This is a genomic window from Nonomuraea terrae, assembly GCF_044465245.1.
GTDB lineage: Bacteria > Actinomycetota > Actinomycetes > Streptosporangiales > Streptosporangiaceae > Nonomuraea > Nonomuraea terrae.
Window position 1 is genome coordinate 433,571 of sequence record NZ_JBITLL010000005.1, and the last position, 21,931, is coordinate 455,501.

The following is a 21,931-nucleotide window of genomic DNA, read 5'->3' on the forward strand; positions in this document are numbered from 1 at the left end:
GTCACATCCGGAAGACGCCGTAGCCGGCGGGCTCGAGCGGGGCGTTGGCCGCCGCGGACAGCGCCAGGCCGAGGACGGTGCGGGTGTCGAGCGGGTCGATCACGCCGTCGTCCCACAGCCTGGCCGTGGAGTAGTACGGGTTGCCCTGGTGCTCGTACTGGGCCCTGATCGCGTCGGCGTCGGCGGCGCCGACGGTGGTGAGGACGTTGGCGGCCTGCTCGCCGCCCATGACGGAGATGCGGGCGTTCGGCCACATCCACAGGAACCGGGGGGAGTACGCCCGTCCGGCCATGGCGTAGTTGCCCGCCCCGAACGAGCCGCCGACCACCACGGTGAACTTGGGCACCCGGGCGCACGACACGGCCGTCACCATCTTGGCGCCGTGCTTGGCGATGCCGCCCGCCTCGTACGCCTTGCCGACCATGAAGCCGCTGATGTTCTGCAGGAAGACCAGGGGGATACGGCGCTGGTCGCACAGCTCGATGAAGTGGGCGCCCTTCAACGCCGACTCGCTGAACAGGATGCCGTTGTTGGCCAGGATGCCGACCGGGTGGCCGTGGATGTGGGCGAACCCGGTGACGAGCGTCGAGCCGTACTCGGCCTTGAACTCGAGGAAACGCGAGCCGTCGACGATCCTGGCGATCACTTCGTGCACGTCGTACGGCTGACGGGTGTCGGCGGGGATGACGCCGTACAACTCGCGGGGGTCATGGCGGGGCGGCTCGGGCGCGACCGTCTCCCAGGGGCGGGGGGCGCGCGGCGCGAGCGTGGAGACGATGTCGCGGACGATGGCCAGGGCGTGGGCGTCGTCCTCGGCGAGGTGGTCGGTGACGCCGCTGACACGGGCGTGCAGGTCGCCGCCGCCCAGCTCCTCGGCGGTGACCTCTTCGCCGGTGGCCGCCTTCACCAGCGGCGGGCCACCGAGGAAGATCGTGCCCTGGCCGCGCACGATGACGGCCTCGTCGCTCATCGCGGGCACGTACGCGCCACCGGCGGTGCACGAGCCGAGCACGGCGGCGATCTGCGGGATGCCGCGCGCCGACATCGTGGCCTGGTTGTAGAAGATGCGGCCGAAGTGCTCGCGGTCGGGGAAGACCTCGTCCTGTTTCGGCAGGAACGCTCCACCGGAGTCGACGAGGTAGACGCACGGCAGATGGTTGTGCAGGGCCACCTCCTGCGCGCGCAGATGCTTCTTGACGGTGACCGGGTAGTACGTGCCGCCCTTGACGGTGGCGTCGTTGGCCACGACCACGCACTCGCGGCCGGAGACGCGGCCGACGCCGGTGATGATGCCGGCGGCGGGCGCCTGGTCGTCGTAGAGGCCGTTCGCGGCCAGCGGCGACAGCTCCAGGAAGCGGGAGCCCGGGTCGAGCAGGCCGTCCACGCGGTCGCGGGGCAGCAGCTTGCCGCGCTCGACGTGGCGCCGCCGCGACCGCTCTGGGCCGCCGAGCGCGGCCGCCGCGAGGCGTTCGAGCAGCTCGGCGGCGAGCCGCTCGTTGAGCTCGGCGTTGCGTTTGTACGCCTCGCCGCCCGGGTCCACCGCCGATTTCAGCACCGGCCAGTCGCCGCTCATGAGTCCCCTCTCATGGCACGGATGTTAGTCATCGTTAACGTGCACCGTCTAGTATGTGAGACGTGACCACCGCCTCCGCCTCACCTACCCGCAATCGGCGCAACAGGCGCGCGGAGATCCTGGAGGCGGCCGCCCGGCTGTTCGCGGCACGGGGCTTCCACGGCGTGCCGATCGAGGACATCGGCGCCGCGGTCGGCGTCTCGGGCCCGGCCCTCTACCGCCACTTCAGCGGCAAGGACGCCCTGCTGTCGGAGATGCTGCTCGACGTCAGCTCGCGGCTGCGGGAGTCGGCGGTCACGGTCGTCACCACCTCACCGGGGCCGGCGGAGTCGCTCGACGCGCTGCTGGCCGCGCACATCACGTTCGCGCTGGAGCAGCCGGCGCTGATCACCGTGCACGACCGGGAGCTGGGCAACGTGCCGGAGCGGGAGCGGTGGCAGATCAGGCGGCTGCAGCGCCTCTACGTCGAGGAGTGGGTGACCGTGCTGGCCGAGCTGCACCCGTCGTGCCCGGCGGCGCGGCTGCGCGCGGCCACGCACGCGGTGTTCGGCCTGCTCAACTCGACCCCGCACAGCGCCGGCGAGCTTCCGGCCCGGCGCATGCGCCCGCTCCTGCACACCATGGCCCGCGCCGCGCTCACCGCCGCTGTTAAGGATCATTAACTTTCGGACTGCACCGCGCGCGAAGCGGCGTCATGCCATCTCAGCAGTTCGCCTTTATGACATCTGCTATCTGTCCGAACTTTTCAGTGTATCGGCCGCTCCAGTCGCCCACTTGTATAGGTCGCATTTCACTTGAATCGCTGTCCATGAAACACCCAATAGCCTGGGCCTGGAACGACCCGATTTGATCGCGTAGACGTTCAGGAACCAGGCCCTCCGCGTCTCGCCCTGGCGTCCATTTCCACATCTCTCCACCGAATCCTCGCTCAGGCCACAAACAAATCGATCCAGTGGTGCATGTCGGATGTTGGGTGCTAGCGACGGCGGAGGTTCCCATGTAGGTGAATACTGTCATCAGGCCCACGCCGACAACACCAACGGCGCACAGTGCAACATACTTACCCCCGGTTGACACAATAGCGCCCGACTCAGCACGACCAGAACTAGCACTTGTCAAGCAAAGCGCAGCACTGGTTGCAATTGCCGACCAACCGAGGGCGGGAAGGCACCACCACCAACTAAGAACGTTCTCATTCAAAATCTGATTACTCGCCACCGCGACCAGCACTGTGGTCATGACCAATACGACCACCAGTACAAATCGCTGCCATGCCTTGAGATACACGGTCACACCCTCATGTTGCATCTCCCCTCGAGATCAGGAAAGACGGAATATTCAAAGAGCTACAGCGATCGGAACTCTGTCTTTTGATGCGCGCCAAGTTGATATGCACTTTTTTCCGGACATGACGAGGGCCCGGGCGGTTGTCCGTCCGGGCCCTCGGGCCGCGATTCAGCGTCTGACGCGCACGTAGTCCGTGCGGCTGTCGTCGCCGTGGGTGCGCGGGTCGCCGCCGAAGGCGAACTTCCAGTGCCCCGAGTTCCAGGCCCTGATCGTCGTGGCGAGCCTGCCGCCGCCGTTCGACCAGGTGGACTTCACGTACTGCCACTTCCCGGCGCCCTCCGGCTTGAACAGCAGCGCCACCTTGGCGCGGTGGCCCCGCCACGAGCCGTCGTCGCCGGCCTGCAGCAGGCCCGTGACGGTCAGCGTCCGGCCGCGCTTGACCGGCTCCGGACGGGCGTCGAACGCGATCAGCCGCGCCTCCGCCCTCGCCGGGTCGACCCGCACCCGGTCGGCGGCGCTGACCGAGCCGTCGACGCCGTGCCCGCCCCGGTACTCGGCGCGCCACCAGCCGGAGGCGCGGGCCGTCGCCGAGGCGCGGAAGCGGCCGTCGCGGCCGGTCGTGACGCTGGTGACGTGCTGCCAGCGGGACGACCCGTCGGCCTTGAACGCGATGGCCACGCGCCGGCCGGGAGCGCCGCCGCGCCGCTCGACGGTCAGTGCGCCGGTGAAGGTGAGCCGGTCGCCCTGCTCCACCCGCTCCGGACGGGCGCCGAACCGGGAGATCCGGCTGTCCAGCTCACGGCGGACGTCCACCCGGTCGGCGTCGGCGACGGAGCCCCTGGCGGTGGCGGTGGCCGCGAACTCGGCGCGCCACCAGCCGGTGGCGCCGGCCCGCACGCGGGTGCCGAACCAGCCGCCGCGGCCGGTCGTCACCTTGGCGACCTCGCGGTAGGCGTCGCTCCCGCGCTCGCGGAAGGTGATGGACACGCTCTGGCCGGCGTATCCCCTGCGGTCGGCCACCAGCACGCCCGACACCCTGACGGTGTCGCCCCGGCCGACGACGTCGGGGCCGGCGTCGAAGTCGCGGATCGCGGTGGTGAGCGCCCGTGCCACCTGGAACGAGCCGCTCGTGGAGACCTCACCGTCGCCCTGGGCGGTGGCGGAGACGGCGTGCCCGCCGGCTGCGCCGGGCCCGAAGGACTTGGTGCCCGTCCACTTCAGGCCGCCGCCGTCCGGCGCGGACGTGACCGCGACCGGCGCGCCGTCGACCTTGAGCGCCGCCGCGGTGGCGTTCGTCGTGGTGAACGTGAACGTGACCGCCACGTCGGCGTCGAAGACGACGATCGGCGAGGCAGGGCTGACGCTCACCTGGCTGATGGTGGGAGCGGGGGCCGCCGTCGCGGGGACCGGCGACAGGGCGAGTGTCCCGGCGCCGAGGACGAGGGCGAGGGCGGCCACACGGATGCGTTGTAACATGCGGGTTCCTTTCTTGGAGACCCCAGTGGTTCAACGCGGCATTGAGGGTGCCACGTGTGTCCTCAGTAGACGTGCGCGCGCAAGAGAAGGTTGTGAACTCTGACAAACGGTTATAGGTCACCTTCAAAGGGACCGGTCTGCAACATCTCCCCCGCGTCCGGCAGACGCCGGGCTGGATCAAGGACATAATCGTGGACGTGGCGCGCGACACTGTTGAGACTCATTTCACCGAGGCGGTTGCGACGCTGGAGGCGGGCCCTCCGCGAGATCCGGGTGCGCCGGTCCGTGAGGGCTCCTCGCTGACCGGCGAGCAGTGCAGGACACTGTTCCGGCGTCAGCTCGACAGCCGCCTCCTCGACATCGCGGCCCGCTGGCTGCGTGAGCAGGAGGAGGGCTTCTACACGATCGGCTCGGCCGGTCACGAGGGCAACGCGGCCGTGGCCGCCGCCCTGCGGCCCACCGATCCCGCCCTGCTCCACTACCGCTCGGGCGCGTTCTACCTGACCCGCTCCGAGCTGGCCGGCCGGCTGTCCGAGCAGGGCATCCGCGATGTTCTGCTGGGGCTCTCCGCCGCGGCCGACGACCCGATCGCGGGCGGCCGGCACAAGGTGTTCGGCCATCCCGACCTGGCCGTCATCCCGCAGACCTCCACGATCGCCAGCCACCTGCCCAGGGCGGTGGGCGTGGCGTTCGCCATCGAGCGGGCGCGGGCCCTCGGCGTGCCCTCGAAGTGGCCGCAGGACGCGATCGCGGTGTGCAGCTTCGGCGACGCCTCGATCAACCACGCCAGCGCCCTGTCCGGCCTCAACACCGCCGCCTACGCCACCTACCAGGGGCAGTCGCTGCCGATGTTGTTCGTGTGCGAGGACAACGGCATCGGTATCAGCGTCCGCACGCCGAAGGGGTGGGTCGAGGCGACCGCGCGGCGTCCCGGCATCGAATACTTCGCCGCCGACGGCTGCGACCTGGCGGCCGCGTACGACGCGGCCGTGCGCGCCGCCGAGCACGTGCGCGAGCACCGCGCGCCGGCGTTCCTGCACCTGTCCACCGTGCGGCTCATGGGGCACGCCGGGTCGGACGTCGAGCTGGCCTACCGCACGCAGCGCGAGATCCGCGCCGACCTCGAACGCGACCCTCTGGTGCGGACGGCGGCCATGCTCGTCGAGGCCGGCCTGGAGACGCCCGAGGGGCTGCTCAAGATGTACGAGAGCGCCCGCGAGCACATCCTGCGGGTGGCCAAGGAGACCTCGCGCCGCCCCCGGCTGGGCTCGGCCAAGGAGGTCATGGCGCCGATCGCGCCGCGCAGCCCTGAGCTGATCGCCAAGATCAGCCCGACGGCTGCCGCCGTCCAGGTCAGGGAGCGGGCGTTCGCCGGCGCGCTGCCCGAGGACGACAAGCCGCTGACCCTCTCGCTCGCCATCAACCGCACCCTCGCCGACGCGCTCGCCGTCTACCCGGAGATGACCGTCTTCGGCGAGGACGTCGGCAAGAAGGGCGGCGTGTACGGCGTCACCCGGGGGCTGCAGAAGCGGTTCGGGCCCGGGCGGGTGTTCGACACGCTGCTCGACGAGCAGGCCATCCTCGGTCTCGCGCTCGGCGCCGGGGTGTCGGGGATGCTGCCGGTGCCCGAGATCCAGTACCTCGCCTATTTGCACAACGCGCTCGACCAGATCCGCGGCGAGGCGGCCACGCTGTCGTTCTTCTCGCAGGGCGCCTTCACCAACCCGATGGTCGTACGCGTGGCCGGCTACGCCTACCAGAAGGGGTTCGGCGGCCACTTCCACAACGACAACGCGGTGGGCGCGCTGCGCGACATCCCGGGGCTGGTCATCGCCTCGCCGTCGCGTCCCGACGACGCCGCGTCCATGCTGCGCACCTGCCTGGCGGCGGCCCGTACGTCGGGGTCGGTGTGCGTGTTCCTGGAGCCGATCGCGCTCTACAACACGCGCGACCTGTTCGAGGACGGCGACGGCGGGTGGCTGGCCCCGTACGCGCCGCCCGCGCGCTGGCCGGAGACCCACGTGCCGATCGGGCGGGCGCGTGCGTACGGTGACGGGCGTGACCTGACGATCGTGACGTTCGGCAACGGGGTACGGATGAGCCTGCGGGCCGCGGTGCGGCTGACCCAGGAGGGGTACGGCTGTCGCGTGCTCGACCTGCGCTGGCTGGCGCCGCTGCCGATCGACGACCTGGTGCGGGCGGCCGAGCTGACCGGCAACGTGCTCATCGCCGACGAGACCCGCCACACCGGCGGCGTCTCGGAGGGCGTCGTGACGGAGCTGCTCGACGCCGGGTTCACCGGGAAGATCGCGCGGGTGAGCTCCGCCGACAGCTTCGTCCCGCTCGGCGCGGCGGCCCAGCACGTGCTGCTGTCGGAAGCGGAGATCGAGCAGGCGGCCCGCAAGCTCCTCGGCTGAGCGGCCCCCGCCCCGCGGCGCGGGTCACCGGCGGGTGGGGCGGGCCTTCGCGCCTCTGATGCAGGCCGGTTGCGACCAGGCGACCGTCGAGTCCTCCGCGATGCGCAGCGGCACGCCCACCAGGAAGCAGTAGCCGGTGCCCGGGTCGAGGCCGGCCAGACGGGTCGACGTGGCGCCCTGGTCGAGAGCGGTGACGGGTTGCTCGCCCTCCTCCACCGGCGATCGCTGCACGACCACGGGGTAGTCGCGGGCCCGTGCGGGCAGCACCCACGCCAGCTCGACCAGCGCGCCCCGGTCCGCCGTCACCTTGACGCGGCGGGGGGCGAGGGCGGCCACGTCCCGCTCGTCGATGGGGGCGGGGCTTTCCGCGCCCGGCTGCTGAGGGCGCGCGGTGTCCGCCGTGGTCGTCCGGGGCGTGGCCGGCTGCTGGAGCGACAGGTGCACGGCCAGGACCGTCCCGCCGACCGCCACGACCGCGACCGCCCCGCCGACCAGCAGACTCCGCCGTGTCCTGGACGCCTCCGCGGGTGCCTGGTGGGGTACGCCGAGCGCCGGCTCGGGACGAGAGCCTGCCGCCCCGGGTCCGGTGGGAGCCAGGCGGCCGGGAACCGCCGGACCTGTCGGAGCCCGGCCGGCGGGGCTGGTAGGGGCCGGACCGGTGGGAGACCCGCTCGGGCCGGTGTGGGCGCCGCTGACCGGGGTGGTGGGGCCCGGGTGGGTGGGGTCGAGGCCGGTCGGCGCCGGGGTGGTGGGGCCGGTTCCGGCCGGCGGGCCGGAGGTGGCGTGGCGGCGGGGGGCGGTGGACATCGACGGGCCCGGGCCTGGGTCCTCTCCCAGCAGGTCCGTCATGGGCAGCCCGAGCTCGGCCTGCACCTCCCGCAGCCGGCGGGCGAACGCGCGCGCCGACGCGTACCGCTGCCCGGGCTCTTTGGCCATCGCGCGCAGGATCGCCTCGAACAGCCCGGGCGGCGCGTCGGGGCGGTTGAGCGGCGGCGGATCGACGCTGAGCACCCGGTACATCAGCGGCGCGATCGACGGGTCCGACGGGTTGTGGAAGGCGGGCCGCCCGGCCAGCAGGTGGTAGAGGGTCGAGCCGAGCGAGTAGACGTCGGTCGAGGCCGAGTGCGGCTGCCCGGTGAGCACCTCGGGCGCCGCGTGCAGCGGGGTGAACGCGTGCGAGGTGGCCGACACCTCCGCCGAGTCGACGACCCGGGCCACGCCGAAGTCGGCGATCGCCGGCTCGCCGTACCGGGAGATGAGGATGTTCTGGGGTTTGATGTCGCCGTGCAGGACGCCCGCCTCGTGGACGGCGGCCAGCGCGCCGGCCAGCTTCACGCCCGCGCGCAGCACGTCGGGCACCGGCAGCGGCCCCTCGTTGCCGACCTTGTCGCGCAGCGAGCCGTTCTCGAAGAAGTCCATCGCGATGTACGGCTTGCCGGAGCGTGTCACGCCGGTGTCGAAGACGGTCACGACGTTCGGATGGCCGGTCAGGCGGCCGGTGAGCTGCAGCTCGCGCTGGAACCTGCGCATCGTGCGCTGGTCGACACGGTCGACGGAGAGCACCTTGAGCGCCACCACCCGGTCGAGACGCTCCTGGTAGGCGCGGTACACGACGGCGAACCCGCCCCGGCCCGCCTGATCGAGTACCCGGTAGCCGGGCGCGTCCTCGACTGGCAGCACGTCACTCCCCCTGATAGCGCTCGCGGGCGAGTTTAGTGTGAAATTTCGATACTAGAGGGGGTTCATCAGGTACGCGCCGAAGACCGCGGACGCCGCCGACACCAGCAGGAAGAAGAACACGTAGAAGCCGCCCGGCAGGAGCGTCAGCCGGGCCAGCTGGTCGGCGTCGGAGTCGCGGGCCTGCCGCCGGCGCCGCTTGCGCTGCAGCTCGATGATCGGCCGGATGCCGCCGAAGAGCAGGAACCACACGGCCACCAGGGCGACGACCTGCTGCGCCTCGGCCGGCGCGTACATGATCAGGGCGTACACCGCGCCGCCGGTGACCAGCAGGATGAGCGCGCCGTACAGGTTGCGGATCAGCAGCAGCATGCAGACCAGGAACAGCAGCACGCTCCAGATCAGCAGCGTGATGCGCCCCTGCTCGGTCAGCCAGGCGGCGGCCAGGCCCAGCAGCGACGGGGCGAGGTAGCCGGCCAGCGCCGTCAGCACCATGCCGGGGCCGGTGGGCCTGCCCCTGGTCAGCGTCACACCGGAGGTGTCGGAGTGGAGCCGGATGCCTTCGAGCTTGCGCCGGGTGACCAGCGCCATCAGCGCGTGGCCGCCCTCGTGGGCGATCGTGATCAGCCCTCGGGAGATCTGCCAGGGCATGCGGAAACCGACGAGCGCGAGTGCGGCCAGCGCCGAGACCGCGACGACCCAGGGGTCGGGGTCGGGCTGGACATCGATCAAATGGGCCCAGAGCTTGTCCATCGAGGAGAAACCCTAACCGCTCAGCCTCCTCCCCGGCTCCTGGACGACTGCGCATTTATCCGCATTCCGGGGGGAGCACGCCGTTCGGCGGGAGCACGGTCGGTAGGGTCTGCACCGTGGTCACGGAACGGGATTCTGACGCGCGCGTGCCGGACTGGTGGCGGGGGCTGGGACTCCCCGGCCTGATCGACCTGCACGTGCACTTCCTGCCCGAACGGATGGAACGCCGCGTGTGGCACCACTTCCACCACGGCGGCCCGCTCATGGGCGAGGGCTGGCCGATCGCGTACGAGTGGCCGGTCGAGCGGCGGGTGGAGCGGCTGCGCGAGCTGGGCGTGCGATCCTTCCCCGCCCTGGCCTACGCCCACAGACCCGGAATGGCGGCCGACCTCAACGCATGGACGCTCGGCTTCGCCCGCCGTACGCCCGGCTGCCTGCCGTCGGCGACCTTCTATCCCGAGCCGGGAGTCGCGAAGTACGTCAGGGCGGCGCTGGACGACGGCGCCCGGATCTTCAAGGTGCACCTGCAGGTGGGCGGGTTCGACCCGCGCGTCCCCGAGCTGGACGAGGTGTGGGGGCCGCTGGCCGAGGCGGGGGTGCCGGTGGTCGTGCACGCCAGCTCGATCCCCGTGCCGGGCGGCTACGTCGGCGAGGAGCCGATCAGCGAGGTGCTGCGCCGGCATCCACGGCTGCGGGTGGTGATCGCGCACATGGGCATGCCGGAGTACGAACCGTTCTTCGAGCTGGCCGCCCGCTACGAGCGGGTCGCGCTGGACACCACGATGGCGTTCACCGACTTCTCCGAGCGCGGCATGCCGTTTCCCGAACGACTGCGGCCCGCGCTGCTTGACCTCGGCTTGGCGGGGAAGGTGGTGCTCGGCAGCGACTTTCCGACCATCCCTTACCCGTATGCCCATCAGCTCGACGCACTGGCCCGGCTCGACCTCGGCGACGACTGGTTGCGGGCCGTCTGCTGGAGCAATGGCATGGCCATGATCTGATATGACAGTGAACGATCGGCACGTAGCACTCATCAGCGCTTTCTTCGACGCTCTGGGCCGCGCGGACCTGGCGGCCATGGAGCGCTGCTACCACCCCGAGGTCAGTTTCGGCGATCCCATCTTCCAGGAGGTCGAGGGGCGCGACCGGGTGATGAGGATGTGGCGGATCCAGCTCGGCGTACGCAACGGGCTGACGTCCTCCTACCGCGACGTGCGCGCCGACGACTTCTCCGGCACCGCGCACTGGACGGCCCGTTACACCTTCTCCAGCACCGGGCGCGAGGTGGTCAACGAGATCGACGCGCTGTTCAGGTTCGAGGACGACCTGATCGTCCGCCACCACAACGAGTTCGACTTCAAGCGATGGTCGAAGATGGCACTGGGCCGGCCGCACGGGCTGGTGCTCGGGTGGACGCCGATGTGGCGCAGGACGATCAGAGAACGCGCGGCGCGGCAGCTCGACGACCGGCAATCGTCCTAGTCGTCCTTATCGTCCTCATCGGGAGGGAGACCATGGCCAGGGTCAGAGGGTTCAGGCGCAGCGGCGAGGCACGCGAAGAGGCGCCCGAGCACTCGATGGACCCGCGCGCCACGGAGGAGGCTCCCTACCGCCCGACGGTGATCGACAACGCGATCTACCGCGACGGCGAACGGGTCGACAACCCCGGCTCGCTCGCCGACGCCTTCGAACGCCTCAAGCAGATGCCCGACAGCATGGCCTGGATCGGGCTCTACCGGCCCAAGGAATGGGAGCTGGTCAAGCTCGGCGAGGAGTTCCAGCTGCACGAGCTGGCGCTGGAGGACGCGATCGTCGGCTCCCAGCGGCCCAAGGCCGACCGCTACGGCGACACGCTGTTCGTGGTGCTGCGCGCCGCCCGCTACCTCGACGAGGTGGAGGAGGTCGCGTTCGGCGAGGTGCACGTCTTCGTCGGCCCCAACTTCGTGATCACCGTACGCCACGCCGAGGCGCCCGACCTGCAGGGCGTGCGCAGGCGCATGGAGTCGGACCCGGAGCTGCTGCGGCAGGGCCCGCAGGCCGTCCTGTACGCCATCCTCGACGCCGTGGTCGACGGGTACGCGCCGGTGATCGCCGGGCTGCAGAAGGACATCGAGGAGATCGAGGTCCAGGTCTTCGGCGGTGACCCGTCGGTGTCGCGGCGCGTCTACGAGCTGTCGGGCGAGGTGATCGAGTTCCAGCGGGCGACCTCGCCGCTCGTGGGCATGGTCCACGGCTTCATCGCGGGGGCGCCGAAATACGGCCTCAACGACGAGCTGCAGCGCTACCTGCGCGACGTGGCCGACCACGCGATCACCGTGACGGAGCGGATCTCGTCGTTCCGCCAGATGTTGCAGAACATCCTGGTGGTCAACTCGACGCTGGTGACGCAGGCCCAGAACGAGGAGATGGCCCGGATGACCGAGGCCAGCATCCGGCAGGGTGAGGAGGTCAAGAAGATCTCCGCCTGGGCGGCGATCCTGTTCGCCCCCACGCTGGTCGGCACCATCTACGGGATGAACTTCGACTTCATGCCGGAGACGCACTGGGTGTTCGGCTATCCGTTCGCGCTGATGCTGATGGGCGCCGTCTGCCTGGTGCTCTACACGGTCTTCAAACGCCGCGACTGGCTCTGACCCTGCTCACCACGACGCTGTGATGATCAGGCCGATCAGCAGCGTGAGGACGACGACCGCCTGCCAAGCGGGCGCGGGGCGGGGGCTCAGCCGTCCTCCCCGAGGCGGGCCTCCAGGACGCCGAGGCGCTCGGAGAAAGGGGCGATCTCGCGGCGGACGGCGGCGGTCACCAGCTCGGTGAGCGCCTCTGGCGCGGCCTGCGGGGTCTGGGCGCGGAGGTGGACGTAGCCGGCCAGGGCCGCGGACACGGCGCGCCGGGTGAGGCGCAGGTCGGCGCCGAGGGAGCGCAGCACCTCGCCGGCCGTGCCGTCGGGCTCGGCGATGAGGCCGAGGAGCAGGTGCTCGCAGCCCACGTAGTTGTGGCCCAGCGAGGTGGCCTCGGTGACCGAGAGCTCGAGCGCGGCGGCGGCGTGCGGGCCGAACCGTTCGGGCACGCCCGTGCCTGCCTCGGCGGGACGGTGCCGGTCGAGCGCGGCACGCATCTGGCTCTCGGAGATCTCCATGGTGGCCAGCACGCGCAGCGCGAGGTTGGTGCCCTCGCTCAGCATCCCGCCGAGGAGGTGCTCGGTGCCGACCGCGGCGGCGCCTTCCGCGCGGGCCTGCTCGGTGGCGAGCCTGAGCACCGTACGGGTCCTGGCGGTCATGTGGGTCAGGGCGCCGGTCGGCTGCTCCAGGTCGAGCTCGGTCAGAACGGTCTCCCTGATCGCGGTCACCCGGCGCACGGCCTGCTCCAGCGCACGCTGGCAGACCGCCGACACGGGCACCCCCGAGCTCTTCACGGCCTCGGCCAGGTCGTCCGGCAGGTACACGTTGATCTTTGGCATAACCCCACTGTAACCCCATGGGGTTATCCCCGCAACGCGCAGCCGGAAGTCGCTTCCGGCGTGGGTCTCGGCGGCCGGCGGGGCGAGAGCCGGCAGGAGGCGGCGCGGCGCCGCATGGCGAGGCGGAAGCCGGTGGGCCGGCTTCCGCCTGTGGAGTGCGCGGGAACGGGTTACCGGCGGAATCGGGACTGGTTCAACCCGAACATCTCGGCCAGCCCGAGGAGCAGGACGATCACGCCGGTCACGACGTTGCTCCAGATCGTGGCCGTGGTGGCGACGTCGCCACTGACGACCCAGGGAGCGATGATCGTCCATACGCCGATCAGCGGGGCGATCCAGACGATGCCGTGCGTCCGGCCGTAGGCGGACGCGAACCCGAGTGCCAGCGTCGCCAAGGCGACTCCGGCGATCAGGTTGGTCACGGTCAAGGTCGTGAATCCGTCGAACCCGACGATCCACGGGGACATCGCGAGGTAGAGCCCGGCCAGGAACGTGAGCCCGGCGACCGCCCTGGCGGTCGGCGCCTCCGCGGCGAGCTCGTATTTCGCCCGTAGTTCCGCGATGTCGGGGTGCATTCTCATGGTCTCGCCAGCCATGTCTTCCACCACCTTCGAGCATGCAGCGGCATGCGTACGTGAGGTTGTGCGAACGACGGCCACGGACGCGGCGCGTGACGGCGCGGGCCCGTGCCGACTCCGTCCAGGCCGCCCGATTTGTACCTCTTAGTGTGATATTATCACGTTAGGAGAGGTTATGAGTTATGGGGCGACAGGCCGAACGACTCACTGAGCGGGACTACGCGAACCTGCTGTCCTTTCGTGCCGGGCTCCGCCGGTTCCTGAGGTGGAGCGAGCAGCAGGCGGCCCGCGTCGGCCTCACGGCGACCCAGCACCAACTGTTGCTGGCGATCCGCGGGCATGCCGACTCGCGCGGGCCCACCATCGGGGAGGTCGCCGACTATCTGTGCACCCGCCATCACAGCGCCGTACAACTGGCCGACCGTGTGGAGCGGCTCGGTCTCATCTGCCGCACCCGCGAAGAGAGCGGGGATCGCCGTGAGGTACGCCTCGCGCTGACCCGGGCGGGCCTGGCGAAGCTGGCCCTGCTCAGCGCCGCCCACCTGGAAGAGCTCCGGCGGCTGGCTCCACTGATCGACACGCTGGTGCACCCGGCGCCCGCCGCTCGTCCGGCCGGCTCACGGTGATGAGTGAACCGGGCGTCACGACGATCACGTCCCGGAACCGTGACGGGTGTGCGGGATGACCGTCGTCAGGACGCCGGGGGCCTCCGGGGACAGGACGGTGACGGACTCGGCGGTGCGGAGGTAACCCGTCGAGATCAGGGCGGGCCGTACCGCCTGGCCCTCGCCCGGGAACTGCAGCAGGGTGACGCGGAAGCCCGTGTCGTCGCCCAGCACCACCGCCCCGTCGCCACGCGAGAGGACCTTGAGGCCCGGGTCGAAGTGCCACAGGCTGCGCAGGGTCCCCGAGGCCACGCGGTCGTGCACGGCCATCATGCCGGACCCGTGGGTGACGAACACGCGGCGGGTCCTGCGCACCCCGTACGCGTCGTCGGCCAGCTCGAACGACTGGTGACCAGGGCCGACGCGCGCGTCGAGCAGGCGGGTGGCGGTGCCGGGGCGGAAGGTCGCACCGGTCGGGACGGGGATGTTGTGAGCCTCGGGTGAGCGGGTCCAGTCGGCGTAGCCGGTGCGCTCGTAGGAGTGGAACCCGGCCTCCACCAGGATCGGGCGGCCGCCGGCGAAGTAGGTGACGCCCAGGTGGTCCTCGTGCCCGTGCAGGCGCCGCCCCGGCCCGAACCTGATCGAGTAGTACGCGGACTCCGGATCGTCCCACGCACTCCTGCCGAAGACGTATCCGCCGTCGAAGACCCGCACCGCCGGCCCTTCGTGCGGGAACCCGTCCGCGCGGGCGTCGGCGGGGCTGTCGCCGATGGGGACGAGGCGGCCGTCGGGCTGGGTCGCGTGCGCGACGTACGCCTCCAGCGCCCGCCGCCTGGCCACCAGCCGCTCGGGGACCTCGGCCCCGCTCTCGCGGATCGCGCGCAGGGCGACGCCGAGGCGGCGGTGCACGTACAGGCCGTAGCGGGGGGCCTGCTCGTGCAGGGCGCCCTGCGCGTCTACGGCCAGCTCGGCCGAGGCCGTCATCCTGCGTACGGCCAGGTCGCGCCAGCGGCCCCGGCCGAGGCGGCAGGCGACGACGAGAAGAGCGATGTCCTGGTCGAGGCCGTGGTTGTGGCCCTGGCGGTAGAGGCCGGGATCGGCCAGGAGCTCACCGTGCTCGGCCAGGCTGTCCCACAGCCGCGGGGTGTGCACGTGCTCGCTGAGGCACACCAGGACAGGGGCGCGCAACGCGATCGCGTGCTCGGCCCACGCCCACGGGCTGACGCCGGCGCCGCCCCGCGGGTTCGCCCGCATCCAGTGGTCGGCCACCGCGGCGGCCCGGTCGAGACAAGAGCGCTCGCCGGAACGCTCGTACTCGGCGACCAGGCGGCCCAGCCAGCGCAGCGTGTGCAGGTTCAGCGCCCACGAGCGGTTGCCGTGCGGGTTCGCGGTCCAGTCGATCTCCGTGCCGAGCTGGACCGGCGGCCGGCCGGCGAGCGTCACCAGGCCGCGCATCACCTCCTCCACCTTGGCCCAGGGGAACTGGTCGCTCAGGCAGATGGCCCTGCCTGACGTCGTACGGGCACGCCAGAACACGTCATGGCTCCTGTTTCAGGGCGCGCGGGACCCACGCGCGGCGCGTCGGGAAGATCAGCGAAGGTCGGGACCCTGGTCGGTCCAGCCGGCGGCGAGAACGATCTCGGAGCGCCCGCCGTGACCGCTGTCCGCGCAGGACAGCACCTGCGAGGAGTCCGGGTCGATGATCAGCGTCCGCCGGCCGCCGGAGGGCAGGTCGAAGGCGAACGCCTCCCCGGCGCGCCCGCGCGCGTCCGTGGCGGCGCCCAGGTAGCGGACCTCGGGCAGGTCGGCGAGCGCGCGGTAGGCCGCGGCGCGTACGCCGGGCGCGGACGGCTTGGTCCACAGCAGGCCGCTGAGCGCGTCGGCGAGCAGCCCGTCGGAGCCCGGCGGCAACATCGCGGCCACCCGCTCGCGCAGCGCCGCGGCGTCGGACGGCAGCGCGCTGATCTGCTCGTACGTCAGATCGCGTCCGGCCATGCTGAACGGCGCCCGGCCGGTGACGCGGGTGACCCGGCCCCGCTCGGCGGTCCACGCCTCCCCCTGCCTGGTCACCCACAGCTCGCTCACACCCGCGCCGTCGCGCAGTTTCTTGACGTGCCAGTAGGTGCCGCCCGAGGTGGACGACGCGGCCGAGGAGGCGGCCGTCAGCAGGATGGAGCGGCCGGAGAGAGACTGGTCGCCGACGCCGGTGGTGACGAGCAGGAACGCCGTCAGGGCGGCCGCGACGGCGGGGATCGCCAGCCACGACAGCCGCCTGCGCCGCCGCCTGGCCGTCACCCGCCGCCACACCCTGGCCTGGGCGTGCGGGTCGGGCCGCGGCTCGCCGTACAGGTCGTGGATCAGGTCATCCGTCAACGCGCACCTCCCCGAGCCGCGCGCGCAGCTTCTTCCTGGCCCGGCTCAGCCGGGAGCCGACGGTGCCGTACGGGATGCCGAGCGCGGTGGCGATCTCGTCGTGGCCGAGCCCGGCCAGGGCGACCAGCAGCAGCACGTCGCGGTCGCGCCGGTCGAGCCCGGCCAGGGCGGCGGCGAGCTCCGGCCGCAGGCTCTGGGCGCTGACGCGCACGGCCACCGACTCCTCGTGTCCCGGCGTGTCGGTCTCGGGGCCGCAGCGGCCCAGCGCGCGCAGGGTGCGGGCCTCCAGGCGGCGGTGCTTGCCGATGAGGTTCGTGGCGATGCCGTACAGCCAGGCGCGCACTCCCGCGCGGGACGGGTCGTACTGGGCACGCTTGCGATACGCGGTGAAGAACGTCTCGGCGACGATGTCCTCGGCGATGTCGGGGCCGAGCCGCTGGGCCACGTAGGTGTGGATCTCGCCGAAGTACGTGTCGAACACGGCGGCGAACGCGTCGGCGGTGTCCAGGGCCCCGGGTGCGCGGGCGGTCCACGGCACCGTGGTCGCGAGGGTCTCCCCCGTCATGTGCAGCCTTCCGACGTATCAGTGGTCATCTCTTATCACCCGATACACCGGATCGCTTTCACGCTTTCCGCTGAGAATTCTGGAAAAAGCGGCGTATGTCCGCCATTTCGGCGTCGAGCTGGTCCATGGGGAGGTCGCCGAACGGCGTCACGGTCACCTGGATGCCCTTGCGCGCCCACACGCCCCTGACCACGCCGTCCGCCAGCACGACCGGACGCAGGACGCCGCCGCCGGGGAGGACCCGCTTGGCGTGCTCGGCGGCCAGGATCGGGTCGCGGGTGCGCCAGCCCAGGAGGTATTCGTCGAAGGCGGGCGCGAGGCGTACCGCGGGCTCCTCCTCGGGAGGCGGCGGGACGGCGGCGGTCAGGCGCCAGGCCGTGCGGGCCTCTCCCAGCGGCAGCCCGGACCAGGCGGCGAGGTCCTCGGGGGCGGACGGGTGGTGGGCGCGGCGGTAGCGCACGGCCAGCTCCCTCAGGGCGCGCTCGCGGTCGGGCTCAGCCGCGACGGGCGCGCCGAACCAGTCGGCGGCGTGCACGTACGTGGGCTTGCCCGCGCGGAGCGGGCCCAGCACGGCCAGGCCGTGGCGGGCGGCCAGCGCCACCAGGTGCACGACGCCCTGGCCGCGCGCCCGGCCCGCCAGGCGCTCCTCCAGCTCGGCCTTGGTCAGCGGGCCCTGCCCCTCCAAAGCGCCCGTGATGAGGGCGAGCAGGTCGTCGCCGGTGACGCCCTCCTCGGCGAGGCGGCGCAGGGTGTTCGCCGGGCTGCCGGTCAGGGCCTGGATCCAGGGCAGGTCGTCGGCGTGGACGAAGTGCAGGGTGCCGCGCGGGCCCCACGTCCTGACGATCTCGCGGGCCTGCCAGGCGTCCTCGACCTCGGCCGCGGTCAGGGTGGCCGAACGGGCGCGGAAGGCGAGCAGCGCCGAGGGCACGTCCTGGGCCTGCATCGCGCCGAGCCGCCGGACGATCTCGCCCGCGCCGGCTCCCGGCGGGCGGTGCAGGAGCTGGGCCTCGACGCTTCTGGGTGCGGTCATCGCAGGAGGAGGCGGTCACGGAGGCGGGCGGGGACGGGGGTGCGGGCGCGTACGGCGCGGCGGAGGGCGTCGCTGCGCGCCCAGGCCGCGGTGGCGGCCTCGTCGTCGACGGCGTCAGGGGCGTACCGGACGAAGTTCGAAATTTCGGCCAAAGGCTGAAGGTGGGCGGATATGTCGCCCGGGTGGCGGGCGACCACGTCGGCCGCCGTCAGCGTCTGCTCGCCTCTCAGCCCCAGGTCGTCGCACGCCTGCCGCCACGCCCCCAGCACCCGCTGCCCGGGCGCCCCGGCCCGACGGCGCCGCCGCCGGCGCCACCACGGCAGCACGGCCACCGCGGCCCCGTACGCGACCAGCAGCGCCGCGGCGGCCGCCGCGGCCATCGTCCAGGGTGAGGCCGTGCCCTGCGTTTCGGCAGTGGTCCGCGGCGGCGAGGCCTTCGGCCGCTCGCTCCCGCCGCGCGCGAACTCGCCCTCCAGCTGCTCGCTCTCCTCGATCGCCGAGGAGACGACCTCGTGGTCGTCCTTGGCGCCGCTGCGCCCAGGCGTCGGGTAGAACGGCCGCCAGCCCAGCCCCGCGAATTTGATCTCCGCCCACGCGATCACGTGCCCGGAGCGCACGCGGTAGACCCCGCCGGACTCCTCCCCCGGCCGGAATCCGACGACCACCCGCGACGGCAGCCCGAGCGTCCTGGCCATGAGCGCGAACGTGCTCGCGAACTGCTCCGACGTCCCCCGGTGCGTGGTCCGCAGGAAGAACTCCAGCCCCTTGAGCGAGTGGCCGGGCGGCGCGGTGACGTCGTAGGAGGCGTTGGTGCGCAGGTGGCTCTGCAGGCGGTAGGCCTGCTCGATCGGCGCGTCGGCGCCCTCGGTGGCCTGCTCGGCGAGCCTGCGGAAGAGCCGCTCCTGCGGGCCGTCGGGGAAGTCGGTCAGCGCGGGATCGCGTACGGGGGTGGCGGCCAGCAGGTCCTCCTTCGACGGCTTGGGCACCCGCGAGGTCACCTCGTACGTGAACCCCTCGGCGGGTTCGGTGGCGGCCAGCAGGACGCCGCTGCCGGGGTCCACCCCCAGGCCGCGCACACCGGTCACCCGCTCGGGGCGTTCGGCGGCGGGCAGCCAGGTGCCGGGCAGGCCGTCCAAGGTCACCTTCTGGTGGACGACGTCGGCCGCGCCCTGCCACTCGCCCTCGGGAACCGTGCCGCCGGTGGGGCGGAAGCGGGCGCTCGACGTCCAGCGCACGCCGTCGTAGCGGTCGAGCACGGCCAGCCGCCAGTTGAGCGGCCGGTCGGCCTCGACGGTGAACAGCTCGCGGTCGGGGATCTGCAGCCACGCCGAGACGCGGTCGAGCGGACTGACGCCGTCCACGCGTCCGGGCGGGGGCAGGTCGGCGTCGTCGCGCGGGTTGTACGGCTGGGCGGCGACGGGCAGCAGCGGACCGGCGAGCACGGCCAGCGCCGCCAGCACGGCCGCCGCCGGCACCCCGGCGAGCGACCAGGCCGGGGAGCGGCCGTCCCGCAGCAGCGCGAGAGCCGCGACGACGGTGAACAGCACCCCCGCCACGGCGATGTTCGAGCCCGGGCCGTCGACGCCGAGCACCAGCGCCGCCCCGAACACGACGAGCGCGGGGACGACGGCGGCGATCCTGGTCCCGGTGCGGCTGAGGGTCTCGGCGCCGGCGGTGGCGGCCGCCCAGACCAGCGTGTGGACGAGCACGAGCAACTGGGGCTCGGGCTGGGCGGGAGGGAGCGTGGTGAGCAGGGCCTGCCAGGAGTTCGCCACGTCCACCGGCAGGGTGGGCGCCAGGCCGCCGTAGAGCAGGACGGTCCCGGCGACCCAGACGAGTACGTCCAGCAGGAGCGCGAGCCACAGGGGCCGCCGCCCCGTGAACGCCGCGACCACCGCGGGCCCTGCCGCGGCGGGGACGACGGCGGCCACCAGCTCCGTCCCGGGGAAGACCCGGTGGAAGCCCCAGCCCGCCACCCCGGCCGCGGCGGCCCCCAGCCCCAGCCCCGCGAGCCGTCGCCAGGACACGTTCATCGGGCGCCCCACGCGGCCGGGAGCTCCTCCAGCGACGTCATCCGCACCAGCGTGACGCCCGGCGGGGCGGGCGGCGGAGTGGCTCCGACGTGGACGCAGATGACGCGGTCGAAGCGGCGGCGGGACCCGGCGGCGCGGGCGGTCTCCGAGTGATCGCCGGTGACCAGCACCAGCGTGCCGCCGCCGCGCGCCGTGCGCAGCGCCTCGGCGACGCCGGCCGTGCCCGGGCGGACCAGCGCCAGGCGGTCGAGGATCGTCTCGGCGTCCGCCCTGGCGCCGGTCAGCGGTCCTTCGCCGGTGAGGACGGCCGCCGGGTAGCCGGCCCGGGCGGAGGCGAGCGCGACCGAGGCGGCGGCGTCCACCGCGGGCTCGGTCAGGCCGCGCGTGTCCAGCACCACCGTCGTGGTCGGCAGCGCGGCGTCGACGAACTGACGGACCATGAGCGTTCCCGTGCGGGCGCTGGAGCGCCAGTGGACGTGCCGCAGGTCGTCGCCGACGACGTACTCGCGCAGGGTGTGGAAGGTCACCGTGCCGCTGCGCGCGTGGTCGCCGGCCGGCCCCTCCAGGTGGTGGGCCCGGCCGGAGGGCGGGACGGGCAGGGGGACCGTACGGGGGCGGACGAGCAGAGTGGCGGGCGCGCCGTACGCGCGGACGCGCCGGGCGAGCCCGAACGGGTCGGCCCGTACGAGCACGAGCGGCCCCACGGGGATCTCCCCGCGCACCCCCGTCGGCAGCGGGTACGACACCGTGCGCACCGCGCCCTTCGGCAGTCCGGGCACGTCGATCGTGTGCTCGGCGTCCCCGATCCGGTCCCGGGCGCGCAGCCCCGACAGCCCGCGGCGGCCCCGGTTGGTCACGGTGAGCACGGCCACGGCGGCGTCCCCGCGCGCCACCTTGACCGGCGTGACCTCGCGCCGCACCTCCAGGCGGGGTTTCGGAGCGGTCCAGGCCAGCGCCAGGGCGACCGCGAGCAGGCCGCCCGTGGCGAGCACGACGGGTTCGCGATAGCCGAGGGCGAACCCCGCCGCGTACAGCAGGACGGAACCGGCGAGCGTCCCCCAGCCCAGCGGCGTCAGCATCAGGCCGCCTGGGGCACCGGCGTCCCGGCGATGATCTCGCCGAGCACGGCGGCGGCGGTGATCTCGCGCAACTCCGCCTCGGGGGTGAGGATCAGGCGGTGCGCCAGCACCGGCACGGCCAGCGCCTTGACGTCCTCCGGCACCACGTAGTGGCGACCGGCCGCCGCGGCCTTGACGCGCGCGGCGCGCAGCAGGGCCAGGCTGGCCCGGGGGCTGGCGCCGAGCCGCAGGCGCGGGCTCGTACGGGTGGCGCCGCACAGCGCCACGATGTAGTCGTAGACCGGGTCGGCCACGTGGATGCGCGCGGCGAAGTCGATCATCCCGGACACGTCCGAGGCGCGCGCGACCACCGGCAGCCGTTCGACCTGCGGCCCCGTCGGCATGCCCTTGAGCACCTCGACCTCCGCCGCGTGGTGCGGGTAGCCGACGGAGATCTTCATCAGGAACCGGTCGAGCTGCGCCTCGGGCAGCGGGTACGTGCCGTCCATGTCGACCGGGTTCTGCGTGGCCACCACCAGGAACGGGCGCGGCACCGGGTGCGGCTCGGCGTCCACGGTCACGCGGCGCTCCTCCATGACCTCCAGCAGCGCCGCCTGGGTCTTCGGCGAGGCGCGGTTGATCTCGTCGGCGAGCACGATGTTGGCGAAGACGGGCCCGTGGTGGAACTCGAACTTCTGGTGCGCCTGGTTGAAGATCGACACACCGGTGATGTCGCTGGGCAGCAGGTCGGGGGTGAACTGCACGCGCCGCCACGCGGCGTCCACGCTGGCCGCGAGCGAGCGGGCGAGCGTGGTCTTGCCGGTGCCCGGCACGTCCTCCACGAGCACGTGTCCCTCGGCGAACAGGCAGATCAGGGCCAGTTCGACGGTCTCGCGCTTGCCGCGGATGATCCGCTCGATGTTGCCGGCCAGCAGCTGGAAGCGCTGCGCGAACTGCGCGGCCAGCTGCGCCGGCTGCCCGGCGGCAGGCTGCACGGGCTGGACCTGCTGCCCGTACGGCGGCTCGGCCGGGTAGGTGTACTGGGTCAC

The 21,931-nt window shown here is 72.5% G+C and carries 20 protein-coding genes; 6 read left to right on the forward strand and 14 right to left on the reverse strand.

Annotated elements, in window-relative coordinates; all coding sequences use genetic code 11:
- Position 1: 1 nt before the first annotated feature.
- Complete coding sequence (locus ACIBP6_RS25800) at positions 2 to 1,555, reverse strand: carboxyl transferase domain-containing protein (RefSeq protein WP_449595298.1); 1,554 nt, start codon at positions 1,553 to 1,555, stop codon at positions 2 to 4.
- 80 nt (positions 1,556 to 1,635) lie between these two features.
- On the opposite strand from ACIBP6_RS25800, the gene ACIBP6_RS25805 reads away from it, so the two are divergent.
- Positions 1,636 to 2,235, forward strand: coding sequence for an SACE_7040 family transcriptional regulator (locus ACIBP6_RS25805; protein ID WP_397056071.1), 600 nt, complete (start codon positions 1,636 to 1,638; stop codon positions 2,233 to 2,235).
- A gap of 40 nt (positions 2,236 to 2,275) precedes the next feature.
- Here ACIBP6_RS25805 and ACIBP6_RS25810 read toward each other — a convergent pair whose 3' ends face one another.
- Both ACIBP6_RS25810 and ACIBP6_RS25815 read right to left on the reverse strand, forming a co-directional pair.
- Positions 2,276 to 2,881: a peptidase inhibitor family I36 protein gene (locus tag ACIBP6_RS25810; protein WP_397056073.1), complete on the reverse strand. Its 606-nt coding sequence runs from the start codon at positions 2,879 to 2,881 to the stop codon at positions 2,276 to 2,278.
- A 147-nt stretch (positions 2,882 to 3,028) separates the two neighbouring features.
- A complete protein-coding gene (locus ACIBP6_RS25815; protein WP_397056075.1) occupies positions 3,029 to 4,336 on the reverse strand; it encodes a hypothetical protein in 1,308 nt (435 codons plus the stop codon).
- 197 nt (positions 4,337 to 4,533) lie between these two features.
- Here ACIBP6_RS25815 and ACIBP6_RS25820 point away from each other — a divergent pair, with 197 nt between their 5' ends.
- Positions 4,534 to 6,753, forward strand: coding sequence for a thiamine pyrophosphate-dependent enzyme (locus ACIBP6_RS25820; RefSeq protein ID WP_397056077.1), 2,220 nt, complete (start codon positions 4,534 to 4,536; stop codon positions 6,751 to 6,753).
- A gap of 24 nt (positions 6,754 to 6,777) precedes the next feature.
- Here the strand turns inward: ACIBP6_RS25820 and ACIBP6_RS25825 are convergent, their stop codons facing one another.
- Together ACIBP6_RS25825 and ACIBP6_RS25830 are read right to left on the reverse strand one after the other, a co-directional pair.
- On the reverse strand, positions 6,778 to 8,433 hold the full coding sequence (locus tag ACIBP6_RS25825; RefSeq protein ID WP_397056079.1) for a serine/threonine-protein kinase: 1,656 nt from the start codon (positions 8,431 to 8,433) through the stop codon (positions 6,778 to 6,780).
- A gap of 51 nt (positions 8,434 to 8,484) precedes the next feature.
- Positions 8,485 to 9,183, reverse strand: coding sequence for a M50 family metallopeptidase (locus tag ACIBP6_RS25830; RefSeq protein ID WP_132622440.1), 699 nt, complete (start codon positions 9,181 to 9,183; stop codon positions 8,485 to 8,487).
- A gap of 116 nt (positions 9,184 to 9,299) precedes the next feature.
- On the opposite strand from ACIBP6_RS25830, the gene ACIBP6_RS25835 reads away from it, so the two are divergent.
- From ACIBP6_RS25835 to ACIBP6_RS25845, 3 genes are read left to right on the forward strand one after another with little or no spacing between them, the layout of a single operon-like run.
- Positions 9,300 to 10,184: an amidohydrolase family protein gene (locus ACIBP6_RS25835; protein ID WP_397056081.1), complete on the forward strand. Its 885-nt coding sequence runs from the start codon at positions 9,300 to 9,302 to the stop codon at positions 10,182 to 10,184.
- A gap of 1 nt (position 10,185) precedes the next feature.
- A complete protein-coding gene (locus ACIBP6_RS25840) occupies positions 10,186 to 10,665 on the forward strand; it encodes a nuclear transport factor 2 family protein (RefSeq protein ID WP_397056083.1) in 480 nt (159 codons plus the stop codon).
- Positions 10,666 to 10,697: 32 nt separating this feature from the next.
- Positions 10,698 to 11,816, forward strand: coding sequence for a magnesium and cobalt transport protein CorA (locus tag ACIBP6_RS25845; RefSeq protein WP_132622436.1), 1,119 nt, complete (start codon positions 10,698 to 10,700; stop codon positions 11,814 to 11,816).
- An 86-nt stretch (positions 11,817 to 11,902) separates the two neighbouring features.
- Here ACIBP6_RS25845 and ACIBP6_RS25850 read toward each other — a convergent pair whose 3' ends face one another.
- Complete coding sequence (locus ACIBP6_RS25850; RefSeq protein WP_397056085.1) at positions 11,903 to 12,640, reverse strand: Clp protease N-terminal domain-containing protein; 738 nt, start codon at positions 12,638 to 12,640, stop codon at positions 11,903 to 11,905.
- Between the two features lie 170 nt (positions 12,641 to 12,810).
- Complete coding sequence (locus tag ACIBP6_RS25855; protein ID WP_397056087.1) at positions 12,811 to 13,236, reverse strand: SPW repeat protein; 426 nt, start codon at positions 13,234 to 13,236, stop codon at positions 12,811 to 12,813.
- A gap of 164 nt (positions 13,237 to 13,400) precedes the next feature.
- On the opposite strand from ACIBP6_RS25855, the gene ACIBP6_RS25860 reads away from it, so the two are divergent.
- Entirely contained in the window at positions 13,401 to 13,844 is a 444-nt protein-coding gene (locus ACIBP6_RS25860; RefSeq protein WP_397056089.1) for a MarR family transcriptional regulator, read from the forward strand.
- Between the two features lie 24 nt (positions 13,845 to 13,868).
- On the opposite strand, the gene ACIBP6_RS25865 is transcribed toward ACIBP6_RS25860, so the two are convergent.
- From ACIBP6_RS25865 to ACIBP6_RS25895, 7 genes are read right to left on the reverse strand one after another with little or no spacing between them, the layout of a single operon-like run.
- Positions 13,869 to 15,359: a heparinase II/III domain-containing protein gene (locus ACIBP6_RS25865; protein WP_397056091.1), complete on the reverse strand. Its 1,491-nt coding sequence runs from the start codon at positions 15,357 to 15,359 to the stop codon at positions 13,869 to 13,871.
- 54 nt (positions 15,360 to 15,413) lie between these two features.
- Positions 15,414 to 16,196 (reverse strand): CU044_5270 family protein, encoded by a 783-nt coding sequence (locus ACIBP6_RS25870; protein WP_397056093.1) that lies wholly within the window; start codon positions 16,194 to 16,196, stop codon positions 15,414 to 15,416.
- Complete coding sequence (locus tag ACIBP6_RS25875) at positions 16,186 to 16,761, reverse strand: RNA polymerase sigma factor (RefSeq protein ID WP_132622428.1); 576 nt, start codon at positions 16,759 to 16,761, stop codon at positions 16,186 to 16,188. Before ACIBP6_RS25875 ends, ACIBP6_RS25870 begins: the two co-directional genes overlap by 11 nt.
- Positions 16,762 to 16,819: 58 nt before the next feature.
- Positions 16,820 to 17,791 (reverse strand): winged helix DNA-binding domain-containing protein, encoded by a 972-nt coding sequence (locus ACIBP6_RS25880; protein ID WP_397056095.1) that lies wholly within the window; start codon positions 17,789 to 17,791, stop codon positions 16,820 to 16,822.
- The gene (locus tag ACIBP6_RS25885; protein WP_397056097.1) at positions 17,788 to 19,824 is read right to left on the reverse strand and encodes a DUF3488 and transglutaminase-like domain-containing protein; all 2,037 of its coding nucleotides are present in this window, start codon (positions 19,822 to 19,824) and stop codon (positions 17,788 to 17,790) included. The genes ACIBP6_RS25880 and ACIBP6_RS25885 overlap by 4 nt, the downstream gene beginning before the upstream one ends.
- Positions 19,821 to 20,903 carry a DUF58 domain-containing protein gene (locus ACIBP6_RS25890; RefSeq protein WP_397056099.1) on the reverse strand — a complete coding sequence of 361 codons (1,083 nt, stop codon included), beginning with the start codon at positions 20,901 to 20,903 and terminating at the stop codon, positions 19,821 to 19,823. Before ACIBP6_RS25890 ends, ACIBP6_RS25885 begins: the two co-directional genes overlap by 4 nt.
- Positions 20,903 to 21,931 carry an AAA family ATPase gene (locus ACIBP6_RS25895; protein WP_397056101.1) on the reverse strand — a complete coding sequence of 343 codons (1,029 nt, stop codon included), beginning with the start codon at positions 21,929 to 21,931 and terminating at the stop codon, positions 20,903 to 20,905. The genes ACIBP6_RS25890 and ACIBP6_RS25895 overlap by 1 nt, the downstream gene beginning before the upstream one ends.

Bases quoted from the DNA above. Each gene is read 5' to 3' on its own strand.
- ACIBP6_RS25815 (WP_397056075.1), bottom strand. From the start codon at position 4,336: ATGTTACAACGCATCCGTGTGGCCGCCCTCGCCCTCGTCCTCGGCGCC.
- ACIBP6_RS25860 (WP_397056089.1), top strand. From the start codon at position 13,401: ATGGGGCGACAGGCCGAACGACTCACTGAGCGGGACTACGCGAACCTG.
- ACIBP6_RS25880 (WP_397056095.1), bottom strand. From the start codon at position 17,791: ATGACCGCACCCAGAAGCGTCGAGGCCCAGCTCCTGCACCGCCCGCCG.
- ACIBP6_RS25890 (WP_397056099.1), bottom strand. From the start codon at position 20,903: ATGCTGACGCCGCTGGGCTGGGGGACGCTCGCCGGTTCCGTCCTGCTG.
- ACIBP6_RS25840 (WP_397056083.1), top strand. From the start codon at position 10,186: ATGACAGTGAACGATCGGCACGTAGCACTCATCAGCGCTTTCTTCGAC.
- ACIBP6_RS25845 (WP_132622436.1), top strand. From the start codon at position 10,698: ATGGCCAGGGTCAGAGGGTTCAGGCGCAGCGGCGAGGCACGCGAAGAG.
- ACIBP6_RS25850 (WP_397056085.1), bottom strand. From the start codon at position 12,640: ATGCCAAAGATCAACGTGTACCTGCCGGACGACCTGGCCGAGGCCGTG.
- ACIBP6_RS25830 (WP_132622440.1), bottom strand. From the start codon at position 9,183: ATGGACAAGCTCTGGGCCCATTTGATCGATGTCCAGCCCGACCCCGAC.
- ACIBP6_RS25875 (WP_132622428.1), bottom strand. From the start codon at position 16,761: ATGACGGGGGAGACCCTCGCGACCACGGTGCCGTGGACCGCCCGCGCA.
- ACIBP6_RS25855 (WP_397056087.1), bottom strand. From the start codon at position 13,236: ATGGCTGGCGAGACCATGAGAATGCACCCCGACATCGCGGAACTACGG.
- ACIBP6_RS25810 (WP_397056073.1), bottom strand. From the start codon at position 2,881: ATGCAACATGAGGGTGTGACCGTGTATCTCAAGGCATGGCAGCGATTT.
- ACIBP6_RS25885 (WP_397056097.1), bottom strand. From the start codon at position 19,824: ATGAACGTGTCCTGGCGACGGCTCGCGGGGCTGGGGCTGGGGGCCGCC.